At 58.1% G+C, this 12,910-nt stretch carries 10 protein-coding genes and 2 tRNA genes; 2 read left to right on the top strand and 10 right to left on the bottom strand.

The annotated features are described in order from the left end of the window. Positions 1–5 precede the first annotated feature (5 nt). Together thiS and J5W70_RS00520 are read right to left on the bottom strand one after the other, a co-directional pair. On the bottom strand, positions 6–218 hold the full coding sequence (thiS, locus tag J5W70_RS00525; protein ID WP_180971774.1) for a sulfur carrier protein ThiS: 213 nt from the start codon (positions 216–218) through the stop codon (positions 6–8). Positions 219–319: 101 nt separating this feature from the next. Continuing rightward, positions 320–395, bottom strand: a tRNA-Glu gene (locus J5W70_RS00520). 179 nt (positions 396–574) lie between these two features. Here J5W70_RS00520 and J5W70_RS00515 point away from each other — a divergent pair. Both J5W70_RS00515 and J5W70_RS00510 read left to right on the top strand, forming a co-directional pair. Beyond that, positions 575–1,015, top strand: coding sequence for a hypothetical protein (locus J5W70_RS00515; protein ID WP_022396994.1), 441 nt, complete (start codon positions 575–577; stop codon positions 1,013–1,015). Positions 1,016–1,227: 212 nt separating this feature from the next. Next, entirely contained in the window at positions 1,228–1,680 is a 453-nt protein-coding gene (locus tag J5W70_RS00510; RefSeq protein ID WP_146020086.1) for a kinetochore Spc7 family protein, read from the top strand. 850 nt (positions 1,681–2,530) lie between these two features. Here the strand turns inward: J5W70_RS00510 and J5W70_RS00505 are convergent. The 8 genes from J5W70_RS00505 to kbl form a co-directional block, all read right to left on the bottom strand. After that, positions 2,531–3,115, bottom strand: a complete 585-nt coding sequence (locus tag J5W70_RS00505) for a hypothetical protein (protein WP_022396997.1) — start codon at positions 3,113–3,115, stop codon at positions 2,531–2,533. Between the two features lie 109 nt (positions 3,116–3,224). Then, positions 3,225–3,299 (bottom strand) — tRNA-Cys (locus tag J5W70_RS00500). Positions 3,300–3,341: 42 nt separating this feature from the next. Next, positions 3,342–3,992 carry a hypothetical protein gene (locus J5W70_RS00495; protein ID WP_102727975.1) on the bottom strand — a complete coding sequence of 217 codons (651 nt, stop codon included), beginning with the start codon at positions 3,990–3,992 and terminating at the stop codon, positions 3,342–3,344. Between the two features lie 307 nt (positions 3,993–4,299). Beyond that, positions 4,300–4,878 carry a hypothetical protein gene (locus J5W70_RS00490; RefSeq protein ID WP_022396999.1) on the bottom strand — a complete coding sequence of 193 codons (579 nt, stop codon included), beginning with the start codon at positions 4,876–4,878 and terminating at the stop codon, positions 4,300–4,302. Positions 4,879–4,963: 85 nt separating this feature from the next. Continuing rightward, positions 4,964–7,711: a protein kinase domain-containing protein gene (locus tag J5W70_RS00485; protein WP_022397000.1), complete on the bottom strand. Its 2,748-nt coding sequence runs from the start codon at positions 7,709–7,711 to the stop codon at positions 4,964–4,966. A 244-nt stretch (positions 7,712–7,955) separates the two neighbouring features. Then, a complete protein-coding gene (locus J5W70_RS00480; protein ID WP_022397001.1) occupies positions 7,956–8,726 on the bottom strand; it encodes a ParA family protein in 771 nt (256 codons plus the stop codon). Positions 8,727–8,900: 174 nt separating this feature from the next. Further along, on the bottom strand, positions 8,901–11,540 hold the full coding sequence (locus J5W70_RS00475; protein WP_102727977.1) for an SUMF1/EgtB/PvdO family nonheme iron enzyme: 2,640 nt from the start codon (positions 11,538–11,540) through the stop codon (positions 8,901–8,903). Positions 11,541–11,554: 14 nt separating this feature from the next. Continuing rightward, positions 11,555–12,754 (bottom strand): glycine C-acetyltransferase, encoded by a 1,200-nt coding sequence (gene kbl, locus J5W70_RS00470; protein ID WP_022397003.1) that lies wholly within the window; start codon positions 12,752–12,754, stop codon positions 11,555–11,557. Positions 12,755–12,910 lie beyond the last annotated feature (156 nt).

Raw genomic sequence — 12,910 nt, 5'->3', positions numbered from 1 at the left:
GGAGCCTAGCCGCCGGCGACGATGGAGACGATTTCCACCCGGTCTCCGGGAGAAACCGTAATCCGGGAAAAATCCTGCGGCAGAAGCGCGGAGCCGTTGTGCTCCACGACGACGGGTTTGCCGTTCATGTTCAAGAGTTCCAGAAGCCGGGAAACGGAACAGGGTTCCGCCAGTCCATACGGGGCTCCGTTCAGCGTAATTTCGTTCTGGGCTGCCATGGCGGAAGTAACCATACCACAACGGGTGGAAAAATCCAGAAACATACCGGGGGGATGGCGTAAAAAAGATTCCGGTTCAAGACGGAAGGAAAAGAAAAAACTGGCATCGCGTACGGGACTCGAACCCGTGTTGCCCGCGTGAAAGGCGGGAGTCCTAGACCGCTAGACGAACGCGACATTAGGTTTGCAGGGACTGCGCGACGGAGTAAACACAACCACCGCGCAAAAGGCAAGAACTATTTAACCAAGGCCGCAAAAAAGCGTACTTACGGGAGTTCCCTCCCTCATTCTTGAAAGTGTGAAAACAACCTGATTCACCAATACCAAGCCAATACAAAAAACTTGCATGCCAAATAATGCCAATATATAACGGCGGTATCTGCTACAAAAACTATGCGCTATCTGCTATCCATCCTTACTATCTAGCCATCATTGGAACAGTCTGGTACAATAACCATTTGACAGTACAACACGACCAGAACGTAAATGAACTGAACTCTCAACTGGAAAAGCTGCAACTCACTACAGAGCCCAAAATCAATAATCTGGAGAGAAAGATAAAGGAATCTTATGACACTCTTGACCTGGAAGAAGAAACATTCCGGAACAAGAGGGATGCGTTAGAAACTATCCTCAAACAAACACAAGCACAACAGGAACGAACAGCACAACAGAACGCGGAACGGGCTTTACGCCGTAAAAAGGCCGCTGTGGAAACAGCACTAGCTAACCGTGAATTAACTGCTAAGGAATGGGAAGTCACGCTGGCGACTTTTAAAACACGACGGGCAGAATAGCTAAATTACTTGATAAAAATAAACAACAGATAACTCTTAATAATAGGAAACTTGCTGACATCATTAAACGTGATACGGAAGACATAGCAAGACGGGCAGACGCTATGAGGTCCGCCGCCCGCGCATCAATGGCAAGCGGAAGGGCTGGAGGCCGAGGAACCTCTTATGCGATCATTGAAGCCAAGGAAGCCATGGAAAAAAAGCACAGGAACATGAACAAAGCGGTTGCCCTGCAAAACAGAAAACTCATGGAATCCATAGATACTATGGAAAAAGAATTGGTCCAAATGGATCGGGCGGAAGAAAAATTTATGCAATTGAACTCTCCGCATAATAAACCAGTTGCACACCTTGAACACTCTGAAGAATTCGTGGCAAAAGTGCCCGTAGGAGAAAAAGCACACCAGGACCTTCTAAAACTCCACGAAGAACACAAACTCTCCATTAAAAAGCTTCAGAACACAATTAACGACCTACTGGACGCAAAAAATTCTTTAGAAACCAGGCTTAGCGACGTTCGCCGTGACATCAACAAGCAAAAAATGGATATTCAAGATAAGCATCAGCAAAGACTGAGAAACGCTCAATTCACAGGATACGCAATCATTGGAATTTTAGCAATTCTTACGCTCATTTCTTTTTCTTTTACAAATAGATACGCCTGATAAGTCACATTGCCTTCCCCTCTCTAGTCGTGCCCTCACAGGGTACGGCTTTTTTGTTGTCTAAACTCTAACTGTCACTTTTGCCAAGGAGTGCAGCACTTCCTGTGTCCGGGCAGCAGCTTGAGAAGCCAAGGGGCGGCGGCCTGGCGCAATGGCGGAAGCTACCGAATGACCATTAGCCGGCCGTCAATGCATTCTTGGGGGATTGCGGTAGAATGGACCCTGACCATAACGGCCTAAAAGTTCATCGGCCGCAGGCACGCCTTTCCGGAACGGATTATGATGCCTTTTGGGAGTTCGTGGAAGATGAAGGCGGCGTGTCCCTGGGGCGGGAGCGGGATTATGACTGGATGCACTTTCAGTTTGCGCGGTTGTAAATAAATTGTAATAAAGGGGATATTCCTGTATATCCGCATTGCCGGGTTGGTCCCGGACTAAAGAAAGGAGGTGTAACATGTGATACTTAACCCCGAATTAGTAGTACGGCTGATGGAACTTATTATTGTTCTGACTAGCTAAAAGAAAGCCCCGGCCTGGTGACGCAGGCTGGGGCGATTTTTTAGAGGTGTATGCGATACACGAACTAGTAGTAATGCCAATATGTGCTAGAACCACTTTTTGTCAAGATAAATATTATCAGCTTTTATCAGCTTTTATCAAGTAATTTGGAAAGTGTATTTCTTACTTCGCTTTTTTCCGCGGGAGTCCCATTTGACGGTGCGGCCGTCATTTAACTGGAACGTCTTGCCGCCATAAGTGGAATTGAGCAGGAAGGAAAAGCGTTTATTGGAAGCTTGGGTGAACTTATAGCGGGGTATCTTGCTTTCGTGTCCATCTTCGTCCTTTTCCGTTACAGATCAAGGTTGAGTTCCGGGTGTTTGCGGGTGCGCGGTTTGGGGGCGTCCTGCTTCTTTTTTTTGCGGGATTTCTTTTGAGCCTTCCGGCTGGTCCAAGATACTTGTGCAAGCTTGCGCAGGGCAGTCTTCCCGTATTTCCCGATAAGAGCTTGCGCTTGATCGGGTGTTAAGGAGTCAAGGAAATCGTTGCAGGCGTGCGCCCGCATGGATGATGCGGAAATGGTATCACTGGTCAGGAGAGCAAGGTCAGAATGCGACAAGTTTTCTACGGATTTTGGACAGTAGAGTTTGGCAAGCTTGTAAACGTTCCGGGTAACGCGTTGCGGGTGATGGCCGTTGCGAAAAAGGATAGTGAAAATACCGATAAGGATATGCAAACGGGCATCCGCTATTTCTTCTTTTACCACGTCAAGTTGATGGTGGTTTAGACCGCATTCATAGAGTGCTTTTGAGAGTTCCGGGAGGATGGGCGTGGCGTCAAAAGGCGCGCTCCATTGCTCCTGTGTTTCTCCGTGCGCATGCAACAGGTAGTCAAGCGCGCCTCCTTGAGCGTGGATAACAGAGGGGCTGGAACTCATACCGTACCCCCCCTTCCCGGGACAAGACTTGCTCTGAATGTGGAGCTAAAAACAAGAGGTTTACTACGTTTCTTGCTACGCTAAAGGCGTAAACGTTTGAAAGTAAACATGGAGGCGGGAGCGGGAATCGAACCCGCGAATAACGATTTTGCAGACCGTCGCCTTACCACTTGGCTACCCCGCCGCTGATGTTGTGCGCGGATACTAGGGGAAAGAACCGCGGGTGTCAATCTCGTTTTTGGAAAAGATGCGCTGTTTCTGCGGAAGGCTGTCCGGGAATCCGGCCACCTTCCGGATGGGGCGGCATTGCTTTCAAGGCGTCTTCCCGGGAGACGGCGGCGTTGATGGGCAAGTTCCTGGTTTCCTGCTTTTCCGCATAGTGAATGACAAGGCGGACGCGATCATATTTTTCCGGGAAAGTGCAGGTGAACGGGTGGAATTCGATCGGCCCCGAACGGCATCGCGCCATTTCTGTTTTCACGGGGATCCTGTGTCCCTCCCGGTCAAGGAATACCATGCCGGCATAGGGGAAGCTCACAGGATAAATGAGCCCGATGCTCCATGTGTTGGTTTCCGTATACGGATTCACCCTTATGTCCAGATGCGGGCATTTTTCCAGATTGGCTACGTCCGTCCCTTCCTCAAGAAAGGAGGAGATGCAGAGAGGGATGGAATACGCGGCGTTCGGACGGAGATCGATTTCCGTTTCTGGCAGAGTGGCCAGCCGCGCGCATTTCACCGGCACCTTTCCCTTGATCTGGATTCTTCCGTCTTGGGGGAAGGGGCGGTCCTTAACCAGAAGGCCCAGGGAGAATATGCCTTTGCCTGTTTCCTGTTCATAGGAATGATGGGAAATGCTGATGGACGTGTCTTTCAAAGAAATTCCATTTCCGCTTCTGATGCTCAGTCCTGTTGGACTGGCAGCTGCAGAGAGTACGGCGCGGGGGGAAGTGTAACTGCCGGTGAATAGGAAATAACGGTATTTCGGAAAGAAGCTGGTTAGTTGAAGCTTGATGGCCTTTCTGCAGAATGTTTCATGCCGCTCCCCCCTTGAAAGGGAGGGAATGAGCAGGAGGAAAAGGGCCGGAAGAAGCTTCATGGATGGCTGATGAACGAAAAGGGGGAGGGATACGGAGGCGCCTCCCGTGCAAAGCCGGAGCCGGAAAGATGGTTTATGGCGGTTTTTAACGGTTGGACAGCAGCTGCTTCATTTCCGGAAGACGGAAGTGCAGCGGAGGAAGCTCCTCCTCAAACGCGGCTGATTTTTCTTTCCTCAGGGCTTCCGCCCGTTCTTCCAGTTTCCGGGCTTCAGCCAGGATTTTGCGTATTTCCTGCCGCCCGCGGCCTATGTGGGAAACGGCCCGGGACGGGTCCGGCGTGAATTCCGGACCTCCCTTGAGGTATTTTTCAAAGTATTGCTGGTAGCGTTCCGCCAGTTCCCGCCCTCTGGCAAAGAGCTTGCGGTCTTCTTCCACATAGGCCGCCACGGCGGGGTCCACGTCTTTCGTGCTCAGGTCCGCCAGTTCTTCGTCCCGCTCCCGCAGCAGGTCCGCCGCGTCCCTGCTGCTTTCCGCCAGGCCGGGAAGGGTGGGATTCTTTTTCAGCTTCAGGAGGCGCTGCACCAGCGCATCGCTTTTTTCCGAGTATTCCGTATTGATGTCCGCCGCCTTTTTCCAGTAGGAGACGGTGGGGTCACCGCAGGAGGCCATCAGGAAGGCGGCCAGAAAGGGGAGCGTGCGGCGCAGGAAAGTAAGGGAAGTCATGTTCCTTTTGTAGCATTCCCGTGACGGGAATCAAGGCTGTTTTACGGGTCCCCGGCTTCTGCTTCTTATGAAAAGATGCTGAATCTTAATCGGTTCCGTTTCTGGAACGTTTCTTTTCCGCCGGAGGCGGCATTTCCACCACGCCGCTGCTGTTTCCGGGCGTCAGCAGGATTTCCACCTCCAGGGGCAGGGACGTATCCGCCAGCAGGCCTTCCGGGATGGAGATGCCGATGGGGGCGGAGCTTTTGCCGGGCAGCACTTCCTGGGGGGAGATGATGTCCAGAATGAGGCGTCCGTGCTGGAGAATGTTGATTTTGCTGATGGAGAAGGCGTCCTTCATGCCCGTGTTATGCAGCGTGACGCCCTTGAGCTGGGATGGGGCGAACGGTCCCGGAACGGTGAAGCGCAGGATGGTGGATTCCCTCCTGGCAAGCGGCAGGGGAAGCCAGTACGCCGCAATGGGCGCCTCCGGGTTCAGGCTGTCCGTCAGGTAGGCGGATCCGTTGAGACGTTCCATCATCAGGCCGGAAAGCTCCGGGGAAGCGGGCACGCCCCAGCCCTGGGAGTACATGAGGGAGAGCAGGTACAGGGCTTCCTGGTCCCGGTACTGGACCGCCATTCTCAGGAACCGCGCCGCCTGGGCGTAATCCCGGGAGGCCAGAGGGGGCTGCTGTGGCAGGCGGGGAAAATAGGAGGGGATGTCCATGAGCAGGATGCCCAGCTCCTTCATGGCCTCATAGCATCCTCCGGTGGCGGAACGGTAGAGCCATTCCACCCCTTCTTCCGGCCTGGGGCCGCCGGGGCAGTCAGGAGACATGAGGAGTTTCCCCAATACCTGCTGGGCCACCGGGTAGCCGGCTTTGGACAGTTGTTCCAGAGCCGCCAGCATGTCCGGCGTGGCGTTCGCCAGGCCGAGAACGTTCCCGTGCCCCGGGGAAGGCGTGGTGACTGCCGCCACGAGCCCCTTGTAGGCAGGGTCATGCATCAGGGCCGGTTCCGGCGCCGCGGGGGCGATGATGAAGCGGATTTTAGGGAAGGCCTCCTCCGTGCGTTCCGTTTCGCTTTTGAAGCACGCCATTTGCATGGGGACGGCCTTGTGGGCGGCGGTTTCAAAGGCGTATGTGTAGGCGCGGTCCGTGGAGAGCTCCGGCAGGGCCGGGAAGAAGAAGGTGGAGGTGGATTGCCCCGGCACCGTGAAGGAGGGGACGGAGTTGACGGAACGGTCCACCAGGGCTCCGTTGGAGTCCCGGATGGTGAGGTGCAGTTCCTCCCCTCCGGTGGCCGGAGGGATAATCTGGAGGTAGATGCAGGAGATGCGCAGCTTTTCCGGCAGGATGGAGGGGATGCCGGAACGGGTCAGAATCGTATCGTCCAGGCGCAGCTGGAATTCCTTCAGCGTCCGCGGTTCCAGCGCCGCGTCTTCCGTCATTCTGAGCTCCGGGATGCGGATGGATGCCAGGTCCCGGGGCGGAGGGGCCAATTCCTTCCCGTTGGCGGCCGGCTGCTGGATGGCCTCCTTGATGGTATTGATGGTGGTGCCCATGGGGGCCTTTTTCAGGTAGTCCATCAGGTAGAACGCCGCTGCGCCCAGCAGCAGGGTGCAGACGCTCCCCACCATCAGGAACATCATGTGGCGGTTGCGGCGGAGGGTGCGCGCGGACAGCCTGCGGGAGGAGGAATGAAGTCCGCCCGTCCCGGCGGTGGCCTTTTTGTTCCCGGAATTCTTCTCCGCGCAGGGATGCGGCATTCCTTCCGGATGAATGTGGCGGATGTCCGCCGGGGATACCTGGATGGTGGCGGAGGATTCTTCCCCGGAAATGGCGCAAATGTCGTGAATCCATTCACGGGCCGTCTGGTAGCGGCAGCTGGTCTGGGGAGCCAGCGCCTTGTCCAGCGAAAGCAGGAACTGCCGCGAGTAATAGCGGGTGAGCACGGGGTCGCTGTGCAGCGGCGGCATGCCGTCTTCCGTCAGGCGCACTTCCGCCCGTTCCGGCGGGTGGCCCGTGAGGAGGGCGTAAAAGGTGGCGCCTACGGAATAAAGGTCGCTCCAGGGGCCGATGTTCGTTTTCCCCAGCGCCTGTTCCGGGGAGGAATACCCCTGGGTGGTCAGGACGGTGGCGGCATGCAGCTTCAGGGCATGGCGCGCCGCGCCGAAGTCGATCAGCACGGGCGTGCCTTCCTCCGTCAGCAGGATGTTGCCGGGCTTGATGTCACGGTGGTAGATGTGCCTGGAATGGAGGTAGTCCAGAATCCGCAGCAGGCGGGTCAGCAGGCCCTTGAGTTCGTCCTCCGTGTAGCGGTGCCCGGTGCTGTGGAGTTTCTCCCCCAGGTAGTCCAGGGAAAGCCCGGTGATGTTCTCCATGGCGAAGTAGGCGGTGCCGTTGGCTTCAAAAACGGACAGGATTCTGACGATGCCGGGATGGTTGAGCTCCGCCAGCGTCTGGGCCTCGCTCAGGAAACTCTTCAGGGCCCAGGTGTAGTTTTCCAGGTCGTGCTCGTTGTTGGGCCGGATATGCCCGGTCAGCGGGTCCCGGTAGGAGCAGCTGGAGGGAAAGTTTTCCTTGATGACCACGTTGCGGTTCAGGAACAGGTCCTTCGCCAGGTAGGTGATGCCGAAGCCCCCGCTGCCCAGGACGCGGATGATTTCATACTGTTCCAGGCGCGTGCCGGGGGCCAGCTCCCTCTGGTAAACGAAAAAGGCGCCTTTTTCTTCCGCGTGGGGGAGAGGGGGGCGTCCGGGCAGAATCTGTTCCAGGCCTGTCGTTGGAGCGGGAGGCGGGACTTGCCCTGTCGTCCGGGGCTGGTCGTCTGGCTGGCCTTCTTCTGCTGGCATGAGGGAAAGTTCCTGAAACGGAAGCTGCGGGCATTCTCATATGCCGGGTGCGGCAAGTCAAGGTGAATGCCTGTTTTCCTCCGTATCAGGACTGCCGCCTGTGCGTAGTATCTAAAACGGCGCAAGAGGAATGAAAGGAATAAACCTAAAGGGAGAGATGAAGGCGGGGGATTCTTTCTGCCTTGTCCTTCCTGTCCGCCATGGCTATGAATTCTATTCCCGTGAAAGCCGTTCCTTCGCGTTTTCAGGATTTGTGGCGTCTGATGAATTCCCGTGCGGCTTTCAGGTAGGCTTCCGCCGCCGTTCCGGAAGGATCGTGTTCAAAGATGGTGTGGCCGAAGCTGGGCGCTTCCCCGAGCCGGATGGAGCGGGGAATGACCGTCTTGTACAGCATCTGGGGCAGGTGCTGTTCCACCTGGTCAATGACCTGGCGGGAAAGGTTGGTGCGGCCGTCGTACATGGTCATCAGCACCCCTTCATGCCTGATGCGGGGATTGGCTCCGCTGGCGCAGATCTGCGCCGTCACGTGCAGGATTTTGGCCAATCCTTCCAGCCCGAACCATTCGCATTGCAGGGGAGTCAGCACTTCGTCGCAGGCGGCCAGGGCGGAGGTCATCAGGACTCCCAGGGAAGGAGGCGTATCCATGATGCAGTAATCATAGGCATCCGACTCCCGCAGGGGAGCGAGCGTTTCCCGGAGCCGGGTCAGGTGGTTGCCGGAGCGGGCCAGTTCTATTTCCACGCCGGCCAGGTCCATGGTGGAGGGAATGATGTCCAGCCGTTTTCTGCCGGAAGGCAGGATGCACTCTTCCGCCGCAAGCTGGCCGAGCAGGGCCGGGTACAGGCTGGGCATGTCTTTTCCGTCAATGCCCATGCCGCTGGTGGCATTGGCCTGCGGATCCAGGTCAATGACAAGGATTTTCTTCTTCAGCTGGGCCAGGGCGGCGGCCAGGTTGATGGCCGTGGTGGTTTTTCCCACTCCCCCCTTCTGGTTGGCGATGGCGATGATTTTCATTCGGGAAAAGGGTGCGGGGAAAAGGTAGCATAACGGGAGGCCCTTTCAACCATTTTCCCGGAGAGGCGGGGCGGCCTGCGGGCTGCAGCGGACCTTTCCCTTTAGGGAACGGCTTGTTGCGTGGAACGGAGGAGCAGGGGAAATCTGCTGCTGCGGGGGCGGTGTGCCCCGGCGTCAGGGTGCCGTGGGAACGGCGGGGCGGTCGGAAGACAGGATGAGGCGGAAGCCCAGCGCGTCATCCCGCGTGTTTTCCGGCAGGGGGGTGCGGATGGAGGTGGTGAGCTGCTTGGGGCGGAAGGAGAGGTAGCTGCCTCCGCGGGCCACTCCGTAATTGCGGATGGGGAGGGACTCCGGCCCTCCGTAGGAATCGTCCACCCATTCCATGACGTTCCCCTCCAGGTCGTACAGGCCTAGATGGTTGGGCGGGAAGGTCTTCACGGGGGCCGTGTACGGCTGCCCGTCCTCATACCCCACGATGACGCGGGAGGAAGGAAGGTAAATCAGGGCGGACTGGTCCGCAAAATTGCCTGTTCTGTCCGGCGGCGGCCAGGAGAACCCCCACGGGAACACCTCCCGGGAGTTTTCATGGGGCAGCGTCTTTTCATAGGGGGAGGATCCCTTTTCATCCGTCAGGCGCACCCAGGAGCTCCATTCCTCGTCTTTGGGCAGGCGGTAGGAGTCGTGCTGGTCGATCAGGCCCTGGGCCCGCTCCTTGTTGGTGAGCCATTTGGCAAAGGCGCGCGCGTCCTGCCTGCTGACGTTTACCACCGGGTGGTTTTCCCCCTGGGGGAAGCCGGGCCGGGCCGGAGCCTTCCTGCCCGTGGCTTTCAGGAACTGCTGGAAGTCCTTCACGCGCACCTCATGGGACATGACCAGCGCGTTTCCTCCCACGGGCGCCAGGTCCATGCCCAGGCTGTTGGTCCAGGGCGAGCCGAAGACGACGGACTTGTCCGGCTCCAGCTGGAGGGAAAGGTATAAATCCTGCGGGTCCAGCCCCCGGCGCCGCATGGTGGCGTGCCCCGGCAGTTTGATTTCAATCACGTAGGGCACCTGGTTGACGTATTCCTCAATGGGCGTGCGGCCGATCAGCCTGTTGTTGAAAAAGACGCTGGCGCCCGGCGGATTGGTGGTGACGGTGATGGGGACCTGGAACACGCGCGTGACGTTCAGGACGTAGGCGCTGTGGCCGTCCGCGCTGCCGGACGTCTGCGGCAGCGGGTCCGCATTGATGGAAAACTCCTTGCCCAGCAGTCCCTCCCGTTCGCATTTCTTGTTCAGCCACGCCAGGTAGGCCGTGATGCCGTCCTGCGTGAGCAGGGCCACGTCCTTTTCCGGATGGCCCGGTTCCGCCTGCTCCCTCTTCATCTGGTAGTTTCCCTTCTGGTGGTCCTCCTTCAGGAACTTGTTGAACAGGGCGGCGGTGAGAGGGCCTTGCGCCACATGGCGCGTTTCCGCGGGAATGTAGGTGACTCCCTCCGTATCCTTCCACGGCTGGCTGTCCGTGGGGGGATGGTATTCCTTCAGCACGCCGCCCAGGGCCAGCGTGGAGCCGCCCTTGACGGTTCCCGCCTCCTCCTTGTCCGCGAAGCCCGATTTCTTGATGGTATAGGCCACGGAGGAACCGGAGGGCAGTTCAATGGGGCCGTAGGGCGTTTCATCCAGGTAATTGCCGTCCGCATCATAAACGGACGCTCCCGCCGGGGAGCTGGTCACCAGCACGTACCCGGTCCGGGACTCCTCCTCCGGTGCGGAGGAGTGGGTTTCCGGGCGCACGTCCGCGGCAGGTTCCTCCGCGGGATGCTGGCTATTGTTGAGCCACAGGGCCCCCCAGTAGGCGGTCAGGGCTCCCGCGACGGCGGCGGCCAGCAGCTGGAGGGTGCGCCTGAGCTTGCGGCGCTTCTTTTTCTTCTGGAGGCGGAAGCGGGTAGGCACTTCATACCCCCGCAGAACGTCTATTTTCTCCGCCAGCTCTTCCGCGGAATCAATGGCGCACTCCTCCACGCGGGGTTCCGCCGCCTGGCAGATGATGGTGTTGAACGCCTGCCACTTCTTGCGCACGGTGCCTTCCGGCAGATCATCCGGAAGCGCGGGAAAATCCATGCGGTCCTTTCCCGTGCTGATTTCATATAAAACCTTGGCCAGCGCGTAAACGTCCGCCCGCCGGGTGCCGGGGCCGTCCGGGGGGATGAACCCCTCCGTGCCTACAAAGCTGCGCTGGTCCAGATGGGCCACCAGGCCGATGTCCGCCAGCTTGGGCCGTCCGTTGACGAAGATGACGTTGGCCGGCTTGATGTCCCGGTGCGTCAGGTTCTTGCTGTGCAGGTACAGCAGGGCGTGGGCCAGCTGGCTGCCTACCTCCAGGCAGTAATCCAGGGGCAGCGGCTTGTTGCCGGAAAACTTCTTGTCCGTCTGGAGCGTGCGGGGAATATACTCGTCCGGCGTGATGTGGACCCCGGTGCGGGCGTCGTCGCCCAGCTCCATGACGTAATAGTAAAACGGGGAATCCTGGTCGTGCCTCCCCACGTGCAGGATGTGGACCAGCCCCGGATGGTTGCGGGCGATGGGTTCATACTGCAGGATGCCTTCAAACTCACGGTTGAACGTGCGCTCATCCTCAAAATCCTCACGCCAGACGATTTTCACGGCGCGCCACGCCCCGGTCAGGGACCTGGCCAGCCAGACCTCCCCGTATGCGCCGCTGCCTATCTGGCGCACGACTTCGTGGTCCGGAATGGAAGGAGTGGGACGCACCACCCGTTTGACGGGCAGCGTCGGCAGATTGCCGCCGGGCATGGGTGATGCGTCCGAAGTCATGGAGGGTGCAGGAATCAGGAAATAACTCCCAGGTTCTTGCCCACCTTGCAGAAGGCTTCAATCGCCTTGTCCAGCTGTTCGCGGGTGTGGGCGGCGGAAATCTGCGTGCGGATGCGGGCCTGCCCCTTGGGAACGACGGGGTAGAAGAAGCCGACGGCGTACACGCCTTCGTCCAGAAGCTGGGCGGAGAAATTCTGGGACAGCACGGCGTCCCCCAGCATCACCGGGGAAATGGGGTGGTCCTTGCCGCCGATGGTGAAACCCGCGGCCGTCATGGCGTCGCGGAAATACTTGGTATTCGCTTCCACGCGGTCGCGCGCTTCCGTGGACTGTTCCAGCAGGTCCAGCACCTTGATGGAGGCGGCCACGATGGCGGGGGCCACGCTGTTGGAGAACAGGTAAGGGCGCGCCTTCTGGCGCAGGACGTCCACCACTTCCTTCGGGCCGGAAACATAGCCGCCGGAGGCGCCCCCCAGGGCCTTGCCCAGGGTGCCGGTAGTGATGTCTATGTTGCCGAACAGGCCGCGGTATTCGTGCGTGCCGCGGCCCCGCTTGCCCAGGAAACCCGTGGCGTGGCAGTCGTCAAAATGGACGATGGCGTTGTACCTGGCGGCCAGCTCGTGAATCTTGTCCAGCTGGGCGATGATGCCGTCCATGGAAAACACGCCGTCCGTGGAAATCAGCTTCACGCGGGCTCCGGCGGCATCCGCTTCCTGGAGCTTGGCTTCCAGGTCCGCCATGTCGTTGTTGGCGTAGCGGAAGCGCTTGGCCTTGCAGAGGCGCACGCCGTCAATGATGGAGGCGTGGTTCAGGGAATCGGAAATAATGGCGTCGTCCGCGGTCAGGAGGCCTTCAAACAGGCCGCCGTTGGCGTCAAAGCAGGAGGGGAACAGAATCGTGTCTTCCGTGCCGAGGAACTGGGAAAGGCGTTCCTCAAGCTGGCGGTGCAGGGTCTGCGTGCCGCAGATGAACCGCACGGAAGCCATGCCGAAGCCCCATTCGTCAATGGCTTTCTTGGCGGCCTCCATCACTTCCGGATTATTGGCCAGGCCCAGGTAATTGTTGGCGCACATGTTGATGACGGAGCGTCCGTCCTTTAGCGTCACCTGGGAATATTGCTGGGAGGCGATGAAGCGTTCTTCCTTGTACAGACCTTCCGCACGCAGTCCGTCCAGGGTGGAAGTGAGGATGTTTTTGAATTCGGGGGTATACATGTCGAATAATGGAATATGAATTGAAATAGCCAGCAAGTGAACGATCAAGGATCACACGGTTGCTCCCGCACCTTTATCATTATTGAGCCGTGAAGAAAAGCTTAAAGAACACAAATTGAAGGCCGGGAGAGGACGGAACGGAGAAGCGGAACCCCT

It is taken from the genome of Akkermansia massiliensis (assembly GCF_018847375.1).
In the GTDB taxonomy this organism is placed as follows: domain Bacteria; phylum Verrucomicrobiota; class Verrucomicrobiia; order Verrucomicrobiales; family Akkermansiaceae; genus Akkermansia; species Akkermansia massiliensis.
The sequence above is the reverse complement of the archived record's forward strand: the minus strand, read 5'-3'. Positions and strand labels throughout refer to the sequence as shown.